Origin of the sequence: Kitasatospora sp. NPDC085464 (genome assembly GCF_044541955.1) — a bacterium.
In the GTDB taxonomy this organism is placed as follows: Bacteria; Actinomycetota; Actinomycetes; order Streptomycetales; family Streptomycetaceae; genus Kitasatospora.
The window spans coordinates 48,785-67,267 of record NZ_JBITTM010000044.1; the positions used below are offsets into that span (position 1 = coordinate 48,785).

An 18,483-nucleotide genomic window follows, 5' to 3' on the forward strand; every position below is an offset into this window, starting at 1 on the left:
TCGCACTCCTTACTTGTCCACCGCGATGACGCGGAACTCGCTGGTGTAGCTGCTTCCCTGACGATCCTTCAGCCACGTCTGCTCGCTGGTCGGGAGCATCTCGCCGACCGAGATGGTCAGCCGGCCGTCCGGCTGCTCGGGGGCGCCGCGGACGACGTGCGCGAAGGCGTTGACGAACAGCGGGCTGTCCAGGTCGACGTAGAACGGCTTGCTCTCGTGGGCGGCCTTGACGAAGAAGAACCGGGGGATGCCGTGCTCGCGGGCCCAGGCGCGGGCGGCGGTGAACCGGGCCGCCTCGTCCTTCTCGCGGGCGAAGGCGAGTTCGGCGGGGTTGAAGCGCCAGGACTCGCGGCTGACCACCAGCCGGTCGACGGTCACCCGGGGGGTGTGCCGGCGGGCGGGCATCGGCTGGAACCGGCTGGTCACCTTGAACCCGATGGCCTCGGCGAGGAGTTCGACCAGGTCGAGCTCCGTGCCGTCCGCGCCGGTCCGGGCCACCACCCGGCCGTCGCGCAGTCCGATCCGGACCTCGGAGGCGTTCAGCGCGCGCGGGTGGCCGGTCAGCCAGGAGCCCTCGTCGCCCAGCAGCAGGCGGTAGTCCCGGTCGGTGAACAGGCGGGTGGTGGTGCGGGTGGAGTAGAACCACTCCTTGGGCAGGACCGGCTGGACCCTGGGCACCGTCATGTCGGCGAGGGTGGCCCGTTCCAGCGCCTCCGGGTCGGGGTGCTGGTCGACGAAGAGCAGGTTGCGCAGGGTGTTCACGCCGACGTGCAGCTCGCCCATGACCAGAAGGTAGTCGCCGGCGGCGACCGCCTCCGGGCCGGTGGCCGCGATCATCACGTCGGGCGCCTGGTAGCGGGCGCCCGGCCAGCCGGGGGCCTCGGCCGCGAAGGCCCGGTCCACGCGCGGGCGCAGCTGCTCCGTGGTGAACTCGACGCGGCGCCCCTCCAGCGGGCCGAGCACGTCGTTCCAGCGTTCCTGGAGCTCGGTGACGGCCTGGTCGATGATCCGCTGGTCCGGCCCCAGGAGGGCGGTCTGGACGCGGGTCCAGATGTCGGTCAGCCGGGGTTCGGCGTCCGGGCGCTCGGCGACCAGCCGGTCGTAGGACCGCCGGAACTCCTCCCGGTAGGACTGTGCCACCCGGGTGGTCAGCCAGCGGGCGGAGTCCAGCATCAGGGAGAGCGGGCCGCCCAGTTCGGCGAGCAGTTCGGGGCCGACCTCGACCCGGCCGTCGCGCCGGCAGTCCTCGTAGACGAGGGTGCGGGCGCCGTACGTCTCCCCGTGCGCCCGGGTGGCGGCGGTGCCGGTCAGCTCGGTGAAGACGGTCTCCAGGTCGGCCAGGGCCCGGTCGAGCTCGTCGGGCTTGCCGGCCGCGGCCGCCACCCGGTCGCGGGCCGCGGTGAGCCGGCCGAGCCGGTCCAGGGCGTCCGCGCGCAGCACGGGGTCGCCGATCCGCTCCAGCTGCTCGCGCAGCACCAGCTCCGGGCGCGGCTGCACCGGGAGTTCGAGGTCCCAGGCGATGAGCCCGGTGGCGCGCAGCGACTCCAGCAGGGCGAGGCCCTCCGCCTCGCCGAGGCCCAGGGCGGCGGCCACCTCGACGCCGGTGCGGGCGCCGTCGCACAGTGCGAGGACGGAGCGCAGCACGGCGGCCTTGCCCTGCGGCAGGTCGACGGTGCGGCCGGGCAGCCGCAGGGTGGCGCCCTCCAGGGCGGCGGAGGGCAGCCGGCGGGGCGGGAACCAGCGGCGCAGCTCGGGGCCGGTGCCCAGGGACCGCACCAGGGCGTCCAGGCACCACTGCTCGAAGTACACCTCGCGGCGGGCGACCAGGCCCTCTCCGGGGGTGACGGCCAGCGCCGGCCCGGCGGGGACGGCCTCGGCCCAGCCGACCGGGCCGAAGAACCCGATGGAGTCGTTCTTGACGGTGTAGCGCTGGAGGTAGCCCGCGACCAGTGCCTCGTGCTCGCGGCGGCGGGAGTTGCGCCGGCCGTCGCCGCCGACCTTGCGCACGCCGTCGGCGTAGGCCTTGCGGTTCTGCCAGATCACGGCCTCGCGGAAGCGCGGGTCGGCGGCGGTCCGGTCGAGGACGGCGGAGAGCTGGGCGAGGTCCTCGGCGAAGACCTTGTCCAGGTCGCGCTCCGCGCCGGCGACCAGTTCCTCGGCCTCGACGAGCGCGGACACCTCGGGCAGTGCGGCGAACTCGGGCCCCGGCAGGCCGCCCTTGTTGAGGCGGCTGATCGCCTTCAGCAGCGGGCGGCGCAGGGCGGTGTCGTCCCACTGGCCGGCGGCGCGCAGGTCGTCGAGCGCGGCGCGGAGCGCGTCGAGCGCCCCGGCCCGGGCGTCCGCGGCCCGGTCGCGGACCTGCAGCAGCCGGTCGGCGGCGTCCGCCGCGCCGGGCGCGGCCAGGTCGAGCACCTGGCCGGCCGGGAAGCCGGTGCCGCGCAGGCCCATGGTCCGCCACACCCGCCAGTCGCCGGACGGCAGGGGCAGCAGGTGGCCGCCGGGGTCGGTCACAGCTCGCCGTCCTCTCGGGAACCGTCGGCGGAGGCGCCCTCCTTGGCCCACAGCAGCGCGTCGATGATCGCCGCGCCCTGCGCGACGGTGCGGGTCTGCATGACGCTGCGCACCGGGACGTCGACGCCGAGGGCGTCCCGGACGCCGGAGATGAGCTGGACCGCGAGCAGCGAGTGCCCGCCCAGGTCGTAGAAGTCGTCCTCCACGCCGATGGGTTCGACCCCGAGCACGTCGGACCAGATCTTCGCCAGGGCGCGCTCGGTGTCGGTGCGGGGTGCCACGTAGCCGGTCAGGGCTTCCTCCTCGGTTGCGGCGTCGCGGGCCGCGCGCCGGGTCAGCAGGTCGGCCGGGCAGAGCTCGGCGACGGGGGTGTCGGGGCGGTCCAGGAGGTCGTCCAGGACGGTCCGGTAGTGCGCCGCCAGCTGCTCCGCGGTGGCTGCGGTGAAGATGTCGGTGCTGTACTCCAGGGCCGCGTGCAGCTCCTGACCGGCGTCCACGACGGTGAGCATCAGCTCGTACTGGGCCGTGCGGTGCGGCAGCGGGTACGGGGTGAGGCGCAGCTGCCCCCAGGTGGCGGCGGCCCCGTCGGCGGTGCCGAGGACGAACCCGGCGGTCTCGGCGTGGGCGTGCGGCCGCTGCAGGACGAAGACCGCCTGGAAGAGCGGGTTGCGGCCGGGCTCGCGGCGCGGCTGCACCGTCTCCAGGACGAGGGACATCGGGTACGCCTGGTGGTCCAGGGCGGACAGCACCGTGCGGTGCAGCCGCTCGGTGAAGGCCCGGGGCGTCACGCCGTCCTCGAACCTGCCGCGGACGGCGACCATGTTGGTGAAGTAGCCGACGACGTCCTCGGCGTCCCGGGCGCCCCGGTTCGCGGCGGCGGTGCCGATCACCAGCTCCGGCCGGCCGCTCGCGTGGTGCAGGGCGATCTGGAAGGCGGACAGCAGCACCGTGTAGAGCGTGGTGCCGGTCTGCTGGGCGAGCGCGCGGACGCGGGCGGTGCGGTCCGCGTCGAGCCGGAACGGGATCCGGGCGCCGCGGTAGCTGGGCGCCGCCGGGTGCGGTGCGTCCAGCGGGAGGTCGAGCAGCGGCAGCGGTCCGGCGAGCTCCTCGCGCCAGTACGCCTTGAGGGCCTCGCCCGCGGGCCCGGCCAGCAGCCGGCGCTCGCGGCGGACCTGGTCGGCGTAGCGGCCGGCCGGGGCGGTCTGCTCCGGCGCGGTGCCGGCGGCCAGGGCCGTGTAGCGGCGGCCGAGTTCGGCGGTCAGGTTCACCATCGACCACAGGTCGGCGGCGATGTGGTGGACGGTCAGCAGCAGGACGTGGGAGTCCTCGGCGCGGACCAGCAGGTCGGCCCGGAGCACCGGGTCGTGTGCCAGGTCGAACGGTCGGTGGGCGAGGGCGGAGAGCCGCTCGGCGAGCCGGTCCGGGTCGTCCCCGGCGGCGTCCGTCACCCGCAGCTCGATCTCGTTCCCGGTCGGGACGGGGACGGTCTCGCCGCCGGTCACCCGGTAGCGGGTGCGCAGCATCTCGTGCCGGTCGGCGACCTGCCGCAGGGCGGTGCGCAGCGCGTCGGTGTCCAGCGGGCCGGCCAGGTCGAGGGCGACCGGGATGTTGTAGGCGGTGGAGCCCGGATCCTGCTGCTGCACGTGCCAGATCGAGCGCTGGCCGAGGGTCATGCCGGGCTCGTCGGCCCGGGTGCCGCCGGCGGCCGGTGCGTCGGCGGCGGGGCCGTCCTGCGGGTCGGCGACGAGGGTGGCGGCCGCGGCGAGGGCGTCGAGGTCGGCGCCGCCGAGCATCAGGCTGAGCGGCAGCTCGACGCCGAGGTCCTCGCGGATCCGGTTGGCGAGCAGGACGGCGGCCAGCGAGTCGATGCCCAGGCTGGTCAGCGGCACGCCGGTGGTGGCGACCTGGTCGGCGGCGCCGCCCAGCGCGTCGGCGATCCGCTGCCGCAGCACCCGGTGGACCAGCGCCGTGCGCTCGGCCGGGGCCAGGGCGGCCACCTCGGCCGCGCCGGGCACGGTCTCCGCGGCCACCTCGGCCGGGCCGTCGCCGAGCGCCTCGAACTCCCCGGCGGCGTACCGCAGGCGGCTCAGCGAGCGCTGGATCTTGCCGCTGGTGGTCTTGGGCACGGTGCCGGGCTTGAGCAGCAGCACCTCGTGGACGGCGACGTCGCACCGGTCCATCACCGCCGCGCGCACGGCCGCGGTGGCCTCGGCGACGTCGATCGTGGCCAGCGCGCGGCCCTCGACCTCCTGGAGGACGACGAGCACCTGCTCGCCGTCGTGCTCGGCGGCGACGGCGGCGCCGCAGCCGGAGCGGAAGGCGGGGTGGGCGCCCTCGGCGGCGAGTTCGACGTCGGTGGGGTAGAAGTTGCGGCCGCGGACGATGATCAGGTCCTTGTGGCGGCCCGTCACGTACAGCTCGCCGTCGGCGAGGAAGCCGAGGTCGCCGGTGCGCAGCCAGGTGCGCGGGTCCGCGTCGTCCTGGCCGGCGGGGCGGGCGGCGAAGACCTCGGCGGTGGTGTCCGGGTTGTCCCAGTAGCCCCGGGCGACGCTCGGCCCGTGCACCCAGATCTCGCCGACCCGGCGCTCGGGCAGCGGTTCCCGGGAGGCGGGGTCGACGACGAGCAGCTGCTGGTCGGCGGCGGGCCGGCCGGTGCCGACCAGGGCGCGGGCCGGGCCGTCCGGGCCGGGCGCGTCGGCCCGGCCGGCCTCCAGGCCGGCGGCGTCCACCTCCAGCACGGTCGGCTCGGCGGCCGCCGCGGTTCCGGTGACGAACAGGGTCGCCTCGGCCATGCCGTAGCAGGGCAGGAAGGCGCTGCGGCGGAAGCCGCAGTCCCCGAAGGCCGCCTCGAAGGCGTCCAGGGTGGAGGCGCGGATCGGCTCGGCGCCGTTGAAGGCGACCCGCCAGTTGCTGAGGTCGAGCTCGGCGCGGTCCGCGTCGGTGGCCAGCCGGGCGCACATCTCGTACGCGAAGTTGGGGCCGCCGCTGAGTTCGGCGCCCTCGGCGGAGATGGCCCGCAGCCACTGCATCGGGCGGCGCAGGAAGCTCATGGGGGACATCAGGGTGACCGGGAAGCCGGCGTACAGCGGGGTGAGGATGCCGCCGATCAGGCCCATGTCGTGGTACGGCGGGAGCCAGACGACGGCGCTGGTGTCCTGGTGGCAGTCGAACGCCTCGCTGATCATGCCGAGGTTGTGCAGCAGGTTGCCGTGGCTGAGCATCACGCCCTTGGGCGCCGCCGTCGATCCCGAGGTGTACTGCAGGAAGGCGGGGCTGTCGGCGTCGGGGAGGTGCCCGCTCCACTGCCCGGCGAGGGCGGTGTCGAGCGCGTCGGTGGCCGCCGTGCGCAGTCCGTCCAGGCCGAGCCCGGCGCCGTCCCGGCCGAGCAGGTCGAGCACCGGGGAGACGGTGAGGGCGAAGCCGGCCCGGGCGTCGGCGGCGATGGAGCCGAGCCGGGAGGCGTTGCGCAGGGAGCGCGGCGGGTAGACGGGGACGGGCACGACCCCGGCGTAGAGGGCGCCGAAGAAGGCCCTGATGTAGTCCAGGCCGGGCGGGTAGAGCAGCAGGGCGCGGTCGGTGGCGGCGGCGCCCTGCTCGCGCAGGAGGCCGGCCACCGTGCGGGCGTCCCGGTCCAGTTCGGCGTAGCTGATGGTCTCGGCGGCGTCGCCGTCGCCGAGGAAGCGGTAGGCGGTGCGCTCCGGGGCCGCTTCGGCCCGGCCGCGCAGCAGCCCGACGAGGGTCGAGGTCATGAGCGGGTTCCCCCCTGGTCGGTGGTCCGGCCCGGGGCGCCGGCGGCCGCGGCCACCTCGGCGCGCCGGATCTTGCCGGACGAGGTCTTCGGGAGCGCGGCGGCGAACTCGACGCCGCCGGGCACCTGGTGCGGCTGGAGCCGTTCCCGGCACCAGGCGCTGAGCTCGGCCGCGGTGAGCGGTCCGGTCGCCACGACGGTGGCGCGGACCCGCTGGCCGCCGTCCGCCAGGGTCTCGCCCCACACTGCGGCTTCGGCGAGCAGCGGGTGGCCGAGCAGGACCCGTTCGACCTCGACCGGGTTGACCTTCTTGCCGCCCACGTTGACGAAGGTGTCCTTGCGGCCGATCAGGTGCAGTCGACCGGCGGCGTCGAGCCGGGCCAGGTCGCCGGTGCGGTACCAGCCGTCCCGCAGGACCTCGGCGGTGGTCTCCGGCCGGTCCAGGTAGCCCAGGAACATGGCGGGGGTGCGGACCAGCAGCAGTCCTTCCGCGCCGGGGGCGACGTCCCGGTCGGCGTCGTCGACCAGCCGCAGTTCCACGCCGGGAACCGGCCGGCCGACCCCGTCGGCGCCGGCCGGCGCCGCGTCCGGGCCGGGCACCGCGTCGGGCTCGGGCCGCCGGCAGGCGATGATCCCGGCCTCCGTGCAGCCGTAGACCTCGCTGACCCGGACGCCGAACCGCTCGGCGAAGCGGTCCGCGGTGTCCGGGTGCAGGGCCGCCCCGGAGGACAGGCACAGCCGCAGCGGCAGCGGGCCGCCGGGGGCGCTCGCGCCGGCCGAGCGGGCCAGCAGGTCGCAGGCCAGCGGGGTGGCGACGAGCACGGTGGCGCCGGTGCGCTGCAGTTCGCCGAGGAGCCGGCCGGGGGTGAACCGGCCGAGCAGCACCAGCCGGGCGCCGGTCAGCAGCGAGGTGACCAGGCCGGCGACCATCCCGAAGGAGTGCAGCAGCGGTACGGCCGTCAGCACGGTGTCCTCGGGGCCGTAGCCGAAGGAGGCCCGGTAGATCAGGCCGCCCTGGACCAGGTTGTGCTGGGTGTGCACGGCCGCCTTGGGCTCGCCGGTGGAGCCGGAGCTGAACTGGTGCAGGAACGGGGCGTCCCCGTCCGGCTCGGCCGGGGCCGGCCGGTCCGTCGCGTCGGCGTGCGGCAGCCCGTCGGTCTCCACGACCGGGCCCGCCCAGCCGTCGGCGGCGGCCACCGCGGCGAGCCGCTCGGCCCGGCCGATCAGCAGCGCGTCGGCGGCGCCGGACGCCAGGGCGGCGAGCTGGGCCGGCGCGGCGCCGGGCTCGGCGGGCACCAGCCGGACGCCGGTGCGCGCGGCGGCCAGGAACGCGATCACGCAGTCCGGGGTGTTGTCGAACAGCAGGACGGCGGTGCGGCCGGGGCCCGCCCCGGCCGCGGCGAGCCGGGCGGCGGCCCGCTCCGTCTGCCGGTGCAGGGTGGCGAAGTCGAGCGCGGTGCCCTGCAGTTCGACGGCGGTGCGGCCGGGCCACCGGTCCGCGGCGGCGGCCAGCAGGCCGCCCAGGGTGCGCGGGGTGTCAGCGGCGGACAGCATCGGCGTCCTCCTCGGCGGCCTGGAAGTCGAGTGCCTGGTGGCGGAAGTAGTGGTCGTACAGCTCCGCGTACCGGCCGCCGGCCGCCAGCAGGGCGTCGTGGGTGCCCTGTTCGACGATCCGGCCGCCGTCGACGACGAGGATGCGGTCGGCCTTGCGGACGGTGGGCAGGCGGTGCGCGACCACGACGGTGGTCCGGCCCGCGGAGACCGCGTCCAGCCCCTCCTGCACCTGGGCCTCGGTCAGCGGGTCCACGCTCGCCGTGGCCTCGTCGAGGATCAGCATCGACGGGTTGCCGAGCATCACCCGGGCCAGCACGATCAGTTGCCGCTGGCCCGCGGACAGGGTGCCGCCGCCTTCGTTGACCGGGGTGTCGATGCCCTCGGGGAGGACGTCGAGCCAGTCGCCGCCGGCCACCGAGCGGGCGGCGGCCAGGATCTCCTCCGGGGTCGCGCCGGCCCGGCCGAAGCCGATGTTCTCCCCGACGGTGCCGGTGAAGAGGAACGGCGCCTGCGGGACGATGCCCAGGTGGCCCTTGTAGGCGTCCAGGTCCAGGGTGCGGATGTCCTGGCCGTCGACCAGGAGTTCACCGCCGCCGAACTCGTAGGCCCGGGTGATCAGCCGGATGATGCTGGACTTGCCGGCGCCGGTGTGCCCGACCAGGGCGACCGTCTCACCGCTGTCGATCTTCAGGTCGAGCCCGGTCAGGACCGGCTTGTCGGCGCGGTAGCCGAAGTCGACCCCGCGGAACTCGACGGTGCCGTCCAGCCGGGGCACCGGGCGCGCGTCGCTCTGCTGCACGACGGGCTCCAGGTCCACCAGGGCGAAGATCCGCTCGGAGGCGGCCAGGCCCTGCTGGAACTGGTTCCAGAAGGAGGCGATGCTGGTCAGCGGGAACCAGAACAGCATCAGGGCTTCCAGGAACAGCGACCACTCGCCCGCCGTGACGGAGCCGTCGGTCAGCAGGTTCCCGCCGAGCACCACCACGCCGACGGTGCCGAGGCCGGTGAGCGTCAGCAGCAGCGGGAAGATCCCGCTGAACAGCCGGTTCAGCTTGACGGTGGCCCGGAACCAGCGCTGGTTGACCTCGACCAGCCCGGCGTGGGTGGACTCCTCCCGCTGGAAGTTGCGGGCCACCGCGATGCCGCGCAGGGTCTCCTGCACGTAGGCGTTGATCTGCGCCAGGGAGCGCTGCTGCTGCTGGGACGCGCGCCGCGACACCCACCGGAAGCCCAGGCTGACCAGCACGATCAGGGCGGCGGTCACCGCGGTGACCAGGGCCAGCGGGACGTTGATGACGAACATGGCGACCAGCAGCAGCCCGATCATCAGGACCTGGCCGACCAGCCCGAGGGTGAGCGTGGCGAGGGTCGCGAACGCCTGCGTGTCGGCGGTGATCCGGCTGGCCACCGACCCGGACGCCTGGTCGTCGTGGAAGGCCATGTCCTGGCGGAGCACCGCCTCGAACGCGCGGCGGCGCATCTCCAGGACGACGTCGCCGACCAGCACGCCGACGGCCCGCTGCTGGAAGAAGGTCAGCAGCCAGGCGACCAGACCGGTGCCGAGCGCGGCCCCGGTCAGCGGCAGCACCGCGTCGCCGACGCTCTCGCGGGCGGCGTTGTCCACGATGTCGGCCACCAGCAGGGGGAACGCGGCCCCGGCCACCGCCGCGCCGACCACGGCCAGCGCGATCAGCACCACCGTGGCGCCCTTGGCGGCGAACAGCGGCCGGATCCGGCGCAGCAGTTCGCGGTCGCCGTAGGACCGGTCGTAGCTGTCGGCGGTGATCCCGTCGAGAATGTCTGCCATCAGTGGACTCCCTCTCCGGACCGGCCGGCCGTCTCCTGCAGGTGCGGCGCGAAGATCCGGTGGTACAGCTCGCAGCTCTCCAGCAGTTCCTCGTGGCGTCCGCGGCCGACGATGCGGCCCTTGTCCAGCACCAGGACCAGGTCGGCGCTGCGGATCCGGGACAGCCGGGGGGTGACCATGAACGTGGTGCGGCCCGCCGCGGCCCGTCGGACGGCCTGCTGGATCCGCTCCTCGGTGGCGCTGTCCACCGCGCTGGTGGAGTCGTCCAGGACCAGGATCCGCGGGTCGGCCAGCAGGGCGCGGGCGATGGCGATGCGCTGGCGCTGGCCGCCGGACAGGGTGGCCCCGCGCTCGCCGACCATCGTGTCGTAGCCGTGCTCGGTGTCCGCGATGAACTCGTGGGCGTGCGCGGCCCGCGCGGCCTCCTCCAGTTCGGCCCGGGTGAGCTCCCGGTCCGCGCCGAAGGCCAGGTTGTCCGCGATGGAGCGGGAGAACAGCACCACGTCCTGCTCGATCACCGAGATCTGCGAGCGCAGCGTCTGGGCGTGCCAGCCGGTGGTGGCCACGCCGTCGACCAGCACCTCGCCGGAGTCCGGCGCGTACGTCCGGTTCAGCAGCTGCAGCAGCGTGGACTTGCCGCTGCCGGTCGGCCCGACCAGGGCCACCGTCATGCCCGGCTCCACCGTGAAGGAGACGTCCTCCAGGACCGGCTTGTCGCCGTGCCCGAAGGAGACCTTGTCGAAGACCACCGTGCCCTCGATCTGCCCGCGGTGGCCGGCGTCGGTGTCCTCGGAGCCGGCGCGGTCGGTGATGACCTCCAGGATCCGCCGGGCGCCGGCGATCCCGAGGAAGATCAGGCCGATGCTGAACGAGGCCAGCTGGGTGGGCGCCCGCAGGGAGCCCATCAGCCCGAGGAAACCGACGAACTGACCGACCGTCAGCGAACCGTCGGAGACCAGGTGGGCGCCGTGCAGCAGGCCGGCCGCCAGCGCGGCCACCAGCAGCAGGGTGGGCAGGTACAGGGCCTGCTCCTTGGCCTGGCGCACCGAGGCGTCCCGGTAGGCCGTCGCCTTCTCCATGAACCGGTGCTGCTCGGCGGCCCGGCGGCCGGTGGCGTCGACGGTCTCGATCCCGGCGATGGTCTGCGAGACCAGGGCGCTGAGCTCGCCGAAGCGGGCCCGGGTGGCCCCGGCCGCCGGGTCGAGCCGGCGGCCGTACTCGGCCAGCGCCACGGCGAACAGCACCAGGAACACCAGCGGCACCAGCAGCAGCCGGGCGTCGATCACGCCGATGAACACGATCGGCACGATCAGGCCGAGCAGCATGTCCAGGGTGAGGTCCAGGCCGGGCGACAGCATCAGGTTGACGGTCTGCGCGTCACCGGTGACCCGGGCCGAGAGGTCGCCCACCCGGCGCCGGTTGAAGAACTGCTGGCCCTTCTGGAGCAGCGCGGAGAACAGCGTGGACCGCACGTCGCGCTCCAGGCCGCAGGCGTACGCCTCCAGCGAGTAGGTGGCGACGAAGCCGGCGACGCCGCGCACCGCGACCAGGGCCAGCAGCACCAGCACCATGGTGTCGAACCGCCCCTGGTCCGGGGTGGTGCCGAGCAGGGCGTCGAAGGCGGTGCCGATCACGACCGGGACCGCCGCGGCCAGCAGGTGCCACACCACCGAGCCGGCCAGGTGGGCCGTGATCCAGCCCTTGGACCGGGCGAGGTGGGACCGCAGGAACGGGCCGACCCGCTCGCCGGCTGCCGGGGGCGGGGCCGCGCGCCGCTGCTTCGCGGTGGTCGCGGTGGTCATGCGTTCTCCAGGGGGGTGTCGTCCGGGGCCGGGCGGGGGTCCTGCAGGTAGCCGCTGCGGACCAGCTCGGTGAGGTACGTGTGCAGCAACTGCTCGTCGATCGGCGGGCAGTCGGTGCCGGACTCCCGGTACGCCGACCGGGCGGAGCCGGGTACGGCCGCCCCCAGGCCGCCGGGGGCGGAAGCGGGGGCCGCGCCGTCGCCGGGGGCGGCGAACAGCGGCAGGAACGGGAAGAGGGCGTTGTCCCAGGAGGTCTCGGCGGACTCCCGGAGGGCGGTCAGCCAGTCGCCGTAGGAGACCTTGCGCAGCGGGTAGCCGTAGCCGGTGACCCACGCGAAGACCGTGCCGAGCCCGACGGGCTCGGGGTGGGCCAGGTCGTACGAGCCGGGCTCGGCTCCCGTGCGGGAGGCGAGCGCCAGCAGGGCCCCGGCGACCCGGTCCACCGGCACGAGCTGCACCGGGAGGTCGAGGTCGGGGTAACACCCCAGCTGAACACTGCCCTTGATGATCGCCCAGATCAAGTCCTTGGGGTTGCCGATTCCGGTGGCGCTGTGCCCGCCGATGTAGTCGGGACGGTGCACGTCGACCGGGACGCCCCGCTCGCGGGCGGCCACCGCCAGGTGCTCGGCGGCCCACTTGCTCTGGTTGTAGCCGCCGGTGACGGGCGCCGCGGCGGTGCCCGGCTCGGGCACCGAGGCCGTGGAGACGTGGTGCACGGGGATGCCGCCGCCGCGCGCGGCCAGTCGCAGCACCTCCTGGGTGCCGTCGACGTTGGCGGCCCGCAGCGTGGCGTACGGCAGGGTGAAGCTCACCCAGGCCCCGCTGTGGTGCACGGCGTCGACGGTCCGGGCGAGTTCGTCGAAGCGTTCGGCGGTGAGGCCCAGCAGCGGCTGCGCCAGGTCACCGGGCTCCACCACGACCCGGCCCGGCGCGGGCTCGGGAAGTCCCAGGTCGGCGAGGGCCTTCACCAGCCGCCGCATGCCGTCCTCGGGGTCGTCGGCCCGCAGCAGGCAGTGGACGGTGGCCCGGGTGCCGCGCAGCAGCCCGTCCAGCAGGTGGGCGCCGAGGAAGCCGGTGGCGCCGGTCAGCAGGACGGCCGCGGGCTCCCCGGTGCGGGGGCGGTGCGCACCGGGCGCCACCCTGATCTCCGGGTCCAGCACCGGCGGTGCGCTCGGCCCCGCCGCCGGGTCGTCCGCCCCGGCGCAGGTGTCCGGCGCCGTGCGGGCGGCGTCCACCCGCTGGGCCAGCTCGGGCACCGTGGTCGCCTCGAACAGGGCGATCAGCGGCAGGTCCACCGCGCAGGCGCGGCGCAGTTCGAACTGCACCCGGGGCACCAGCAGGCTGTGCCCGCCGAGTTGGAAGAAGTCGTCCTCGGCGGTGACGTCCCGCTGCCCGAGGACCTTCTCCCAGACCCCGGCGACCAGTTCCTCGGTGGCCGTGGCGAACACCGCCGCGGGCCGCTCGACCGGCTCCTCGGCGGGCGCCGGCAGGGCCTTGCGGTCGTGCTTGCCGTTGGCGTTCAGCGGCATCCGGTCGAGCAGCGTGATGGTGGACGGGACCATGTAGTACGGCAGTTGGGTGCGCAGGTGGTCCTGGAGGTCCACCGGCTCGGGCGTGCGGCCCGCGCGGGGCTCCACGTACCCGGCGAGCCGACGGTCGCCCTTGGCGTCCACGTGGACGACGACCGCCGCGGCCTGCACGTCGGGGTGCTTGCCGAGGACCGACTCGACCTCCTCCAGCTCGATCCGGAAGCCGCGGATCTTCACCTGGCGGTCCACCCGGCCCAGGACCTCCACGTCGCCGGTGGGCAGCAGCCGGGCGAGGTCGCCGGTGTTGTAGAGGCGGTCGCCGGGCCGCTCGCTGTACGGGTGCGGCAGGAACCGCTCGGCGGTCAGCGCGGGGCGGCCGACGTAGCCGCGGGCCAGCGCCAGGCCGCCGATGTACAGCGTCCCGTTGACCCCGACCGGCACCGGCCGGAGCCGGTCGTCGAGGACGTAGAACTGGGTGTTGGGCAGCGGCCGGCCGATCGGGACCGGCTCCTCCTCGGAGCGCTCCGGCATCGGGGTCTCGAACAGGCCGCTGTCCACGGTGGACTCGGTGATGCCGTACGAGTTGACCAGCCGGGTGCCGGGCGGGCAGAGCTTCTTGAGGTTCCAGTAGTCGCTCATGAACCAGATGTCCGCGCCGACCGCCAGCACCTTGAAGTTGTCCAGCAGCCTGCCCTGTTCGGTGACGTGGGCGCTGAGCAGCCGGATCACCACGGGGACGAGGTCGGCGAAGTCGACGCGCTCGCGCTGGAGCAGGTCGTACAGCTTGGCCGGGTCCAGCAGCGTCTCGCGGTGGCAGAGCACCAGGGTGCCGCCGGAGCACAGGGCGCGGACCATGTCGCCGGTGAACACGTCGAAGGCGATGTTGGCGGCCTGGAGGTGGCGCTGCACCACGGTGCCCAGCTCGTAGACCCGCTCCCAGGAGCGGTAGGCGCTCATCAGCGCACCGTGGGTGAGCATCGCGCCCTTGGCGCGGCCGGTGGAGCCGGAGGTGTACACCAGGAAGGCCAGGTTGCCGGAGACCGGCTGCGGGGCGTCCGCGGGCTCGGCCCCGGGCTCGGCGGCGTCGGGTCCGGCCGCCTCGGCCAGCCAGTCGTCGAACCAGCCGACGGTCATCCCGTCGGTGAGGCCGGGCACCGTGCCGGCGATGTCGTGCCGGGTGAGCAGCAGCCGGACCGAGGCGTCCGTCAGGATGAAGCGCAGGCGGTCCACCGGGTTGGCCGGGTCGAGCGGCACGTACGCGCCGCCGGCCTTCAGGACGCCGAGCACCGCGGCCACCGAGTCGGCGCAGCGCGGCGCGCACAGGCCGACCCGGACCTCCGGGCCGACGCCGAGGGCGCGCAGCCGGGCGGCCACGATGCCGGCCCGGCGGTCGAGTTCGCGGTAGCTGACCCGGTCCTCGCCGTCCACCACGGCGACGGCGTCGGGGGTGGCGCGGACGTGCTCCTCGAACAGCCGGTGGACGCACTCGTCGGGGCCGACCTCGACGGAGATCCGGTTGTCCCGGGTCAGCACCTCGGTGCGCTCGTCCTGCGACAGCAGCGGCAGCTCGGACAGGCGCAGCCCCGGATCGGCCACCGCTGCCCGGAGCAGTCGCTCGAAGTGGCCGGCCATCCGCTCGATCGTCGCGTCGGCGTACAGGTCGGTGTTGTACTCCCAGTCGCAGCGCAGCCGTTCGCCCTCGTCGACGACGTCGAGGCTGAGGTCGTACATGGCGGTGCGCCGGCCCTCCCCGGTGAACGGGGAGATGCGCAGGTCGGCCAGGTCGAGGGCGGCGCGCGGCACGTTGTGCAGCGAGAGCATGGTCTGGAACAGCGGGGCGCGGCTGAGGTCGCGGTCCGGCTGGATCTCCTCGACGACCTGCTCGAACGGCACGTCGTGGTGGGCGAAGTCGGCCAGGCAGGCCTGCTTGGTGCGGGCCAGCAGCTCGCCGAAGGCCGGGTCGCCGGACAGGTCGCCGCGCAGCGCCAGGGTGTTCACCAGGAACCCGATGAGCGGCTCGGTCTCGGGCCGGTTGCGGCCCGCCACCGAGGTGCCGACCACGATGTCGTCCTGCCCGGAGTAGCGGTGGAGCAGGGCCGTGTAGCCGGCCAGCAGGGTCATGAACAGCGTGGCGCCGGTCCCGGCGGCGACGGCGCGCAGGCCGGCGGTCGCCTCGGCGGACAGGTGGAACGAGCGGGTGCGGCCGGCGTAGGTCTGCACCGGCGGGCGGGCCCGGTCGGTCGGCACCGCGAGGCTGGGCAGTTCGCCGCGGAAGCGCTCGCGCCAGTGGGCCAGGCCCTCGGCCCGGCTCTCCGCGCTGCGGCCGCGCTGCCAGTGGGCGTAGTCGGCGTACTGGACGTCCAGCGGCGGCAGCGGGTCCGTGCCGCCGTCCCGCAGGGCCGCGTAGACGGTGGCGAACTCCCGGGTGAGCACGCCCATCGACCAGTCGTCGGTGATGATGTGGTGCAGGTTGATCAGGGCGACGGTCTCGTCGTCGGTGACCCGGACGAGGGTCACCCGGAACAGCGGGCCGCGGCTCAGGTCGAACGGGGCGGCCGCGTGCGCGGCGGCGAGCCGCCGCACCTCGTCCTCGGCGTCGGCGGTGCCGCGCAGGTCGACGGTCGCGGGCTGCCAGTCGACGGCCTCGGCCGGGGTGACGAGCTGCACCGGTTCGCCGTCGACCGAGCCGAAGGCGGTGCGCAGGGTCTCGTGCCGGCGCACCAGGGCCCGGAAGGCGGCGGTGGCGACGTCGAGGTCCACCGGGCCCTGCAGGCGCAGCGCGTACGGCATGTTGTACGCGGTGTCGCCCGGGTTGAGCTGGGCGAGGAACCACAGCCGCTGCTGGGCGTAGGAGAGCGGTGCCCCGCCGTCCGAGGGACGGCGGGTGATCCCGGTGGGGGCCGCGGCGGCGCGTTCGCGCAGGCGGCTCATCAGGAGGGCGTACTTGGCGGGCGACTGCATCTTGAGCCGCTGCAGCTTCTCCGAGGTGTCGGTCATGCCGTGCCCTTCCCGGCCGTCTCGGCGAGCTGGACGAGGGCCGCGGCGGCGGCGTCGGCCGCGGCGGCGGGGGCCGCGGTGCCGGTCCAGGTGAGGTGGAGCCGGCCGTCGCGCAGGTGGCCGACGACGTACGGCGTCCGGGCGCGCGGGCCGAACGGGGCGACCAGGTCGTGGTCGGCGGAGCCGGCGTGCCGCAGCGGGCCGCCGGCCGCGGGCAGCGCGTCGAGGTCGCCGAGGTGGGCGATGCCGACCGGGACGGCTCCGGCGGGGGCGGCGACGGGCGTGGCGAGGGCCGTGCGGACCCGCTCCAGGGTCTGCTCGGGCCCGGTGCCGGGCTCGGCGGCCGCAGCGGTCACCGCGAACAGGCCGGCCGGGTGCGGGAGCGCGCCGGTCTGGTCGTCGACGGCGAGCAGCAGGCCGCTCGCCCCGCAGGCCTCGGTGAGCCCGTGGGTCACGGCGGCCGCCACCAGGGCGGCGAGCGGGGTGCCGGCGGCGGTGAGCGCGGCGGTGGCCGCGGCGTCGAGCACGGTGCGGCGGACCGGGTCCGGTGCGCCGTCGGCCGGCGTCGCGGGCGGGGTCCAGAGGTCACCGGTGACCGGGGCCGGGGCGGCGGGCTCCGGCACGGCCCGCGGGGCGGGCGCGGCGGGCAGTCCGGCCGGCTCGCCGGCCGCGATCCGGCCGAGCGCGGCGCCGAGGTCGTCGAGCATCCGGCGCCAGCCGTCGACGTCCGCGGCCAGCTCGTGGGCGATCAGCAGCAACTGGGGTGCGCGGTCGCGCTGTTCGGCCAGCGCGGCGGTGAACAGCGGTCCCTGCTCCGGGTTCAGCCGGGCGCGCAGCCGCTGGGCCGCCACCCGCAGGGCGGCGGGGACGCGGCCGGGGTCCTTCCCGGTGAGGTCGAGGACGGCCACCGGCACGCCGCCGGCGAGCCCGGCCACCTGGCGCCGCCAGCCGCCGTCCTGCTGCCGGAACCGGGCGCGCAGGCCGTCGTGGCGCTGGACCAGGGCGAGCACGGCCTTGCGGACGGTGTCCGCGGTGGTGCCCTCCGGCAGGTCGAGCAGCAGGGCGCGGGCCCGGCCGGCGAGGCCGTCGCCGGCCTGCTCCAGCAGCAGCTGCTGGGCGGGGGTGGGCCGGTCGTCGGCCGTCCGCGCGTCCTCGGCGTCCGGGGCGAGCCGCTTGCCGGTGTCGGGGGCCGGGTCGGGCAGGGCCCGCCGGTCGACGGCGCCGTCGGCCTGCCGCGGGATCTCGGCCAGCTCCACCCAGTGCTCGGGCAGCAGGATCTCGGGCAGCCGGGCGCCGACGGCGGCCCGGGCGGCGTCCGGGGTCAGCCCGGTGCGGGGCACGTAGTACGCGGCCATCCGCCGGCCGAGCCGGCTGCGGTCGCCCGGGTCGGTGTAGCCGATGGTGGCGAGCATGGAGCGGACGCGTCCGGTGTTGACCGGGGTGCGCAGCTCGGCGTCGGCCTCGTCCCGGGCGAGGTGGCCGAGCCGGACCTCCCAGCGGGTCGGCGACTCGTAGTTGTGGTAGCCGCGCTCCAGCCGGTGCACGTACACGCCGACGTCGTTGATCATGCAGTTGGAGCTGCAGAAGCCGGTGTCCTTCGGCGCCGCCCAGAGCGTCTCGGCGCTCGCCAGGAAGGCCCGGATGTCGTCCTTGGTGACGTCGGAGTAGCGGTAGTAGTCGACCACCTCGACGCGGTCCAGCACCCCGTCGGAGAGGTCGGAGCCGACCTGGTGGTAGACCTTGCGGCCGACCTCCAGCTGCTGCTCGATGCGGGCCGGGTCGAACTCGCCGTTGCGGTAGAACCACAGCAGCCGCTCGTCGATGATCTGGCCCCGGGACAGTCCGGTGACGATGCTCGGGATGCCGCGCTCGTGGGCCAGCTGGTGGCTGAGGTCGAGCAGCGACCGGAAGCAGCCGTTGCAGACGCTCTTGTGCTGCTCCAGGCTGCGCAGGAAGATCCGGTTCTGGTCGGCCCGGGTCATCGTGAGGTGCTCGATGCCCAGCGCCTTGGTGATCGTCTCGACGTTCTCCAGCGCCGTCCGGGAGATGAAGCCGTTGTCGAAGGTGAAGGTCATCACCCGCAGGCCCATCCGGACGAGCTGGTGCAGCACGTAGGTGCTGTCCTTGCCGCCGCTGAACAGCAGCAGGGCGTCGTACTCGGAGCCGGCCGCCTCCGCGCGCTCGCGCAGGATCCGGGTGAACTCGTCGATCTCGCCGAAGTAGGAGAGGATCTCGGACCCGTGCTCGGTGTGCATCAGGCACAGGTCGCAGACGCCGTCCCGGTCCAGCCGGGTGCCGGGGTAGGCGGCGTCCATGCCGCAGCGAACGCAGTGCTCGGCCGGGACGGAGTCGACGGACACGCCCTGGAAGACGACGGCGCAGTCGGCGATCCGGTCGTCGGCGAGCAGGGCGTCCTCGATCTGCCGCTCCAGGACGCGGATGCCCGCGCGGTCCAGGGAGTCCGCCGGCTCGGGGGCGGCCGTGGTGTCGGTGGCCGTGGTGTCGGGGGCGGTGGTGTCGGGGGTGGTGGTCACG

The 18,483-nt window shown here is 75.1% G+C and carries 7 protein-coding genes; all 7 read right to left on the reverse strand.

The genetic code is table 11. The features are described from left to right. Positions 1-9: 9 nt before the first annotated feature. From ACIGG8_RS32610 to ACIGG8_RS32640, 7 genes are read right to left on the reverse strand one after another with little or no spacing between them, the layout of a single operon-like run. Entirely contained in the window at positions 10-2,511 is a 2,502-nt protein-coding gene (locus tag ACIGG8_RS32610) for a lantibiotic dehydratase (RefSeq protein ID WP_396552281.1), read from the reverse strand. Beyond that, positions 2,508-6,260 carry a condensation domain-containing protein gene (locus ACIGG8_RS32615; RefSeq protein ID WP_396552282.1) on the reverse strand — a complete coding sequence of 1,251 codons (3,753 nt, stop codon included), beginning with the start codon at positions 6,258-6,260 and terminating at the stop codon, positions 2,508-2,510. The genes ACIGG8_RS32610 and ACIGG8_RS32615 overlap by 4 nt, the downstream gene beginning before the upstream one ends. Continuing rightward, positions 6,257-7,813 (reverse strand): class I adenylate-forming enzyme family protein, encoded by a 1,557-nt coding sequence (locus ACIGG8_RS32620; protein ID WP_396552283.1) that lies wholly within the window; start codon positions 7,811-7,813, stop codon positions 6,257-6,259. Before ACIGG8_RS32620 ends, ACIGG8_RS32615 begins: the two co-directional genes overlap by 4 nt. Continuing rightward, positions 7,797-9,620 carry an ABC transporter ATP-binding protein gene (locus ACIGG8_RS32625; protein ID WP_396552284.1) on the reverse strand — a complete coding sequence of 608 codons (1,824 nt, stop codon included), beginning with the start codon at positions 9,618-9,620 and terminating at the stop codon, positions 7,797-7,799. The genes ACIGG8_RS32620 and ACIGG8_RS32625 overlap by 17 nt, the downstream gene beginning before the upstream one ends. Beyond that, on the reverse strand, positions 9,620-11,422 hold the full coding sequence (locus ACIGG8_RS32630) for an ABC transporter ATP-binding protein (protein ID WP_396552285.1): 1,803 nt from the start codon (positions 11,420-11,422) through the stop codon (positions 9,620-9,622). Before ACIGG8_RS32630 ends, ACIGG8_RS32625 begins: the two co-directional genes overlap by 1 nt. Beyond that, positions 11,419-15,948, reverse strand: coding sequence for an amino acid adenylation domain-containing protein (locus ACIGG8_RS32635; RefSeq protein WP_396552286.1), 4,530 nt, complete (start codon positions 15,946-15,948; stop codon positions 11,419-11,421). The genes ACIGG8_RS32630 and ACIGG8_RS32635 overlap by 4 nt, the downstream gene beginning before the upstream one ends. After that, the gene (locus ACIGG8_RS32640) at positions 15,945-18,482 is read right to left on the reverse strand and encodes a condensation domain-containing protein (RefSeq protein ID WP_396552287.1); all 2,538 of its coding nucleotides are present in this window, start codon (positions 18,480-18,482) and stop codon (positions 15,945-15,947) included. Before ACIGG8_RS32640 ends, ACIGG8_RS32635 begins: the two co-directional genes overlap by 4 nt. Position 18,483 lies beyond the last annotated feature (1 nt).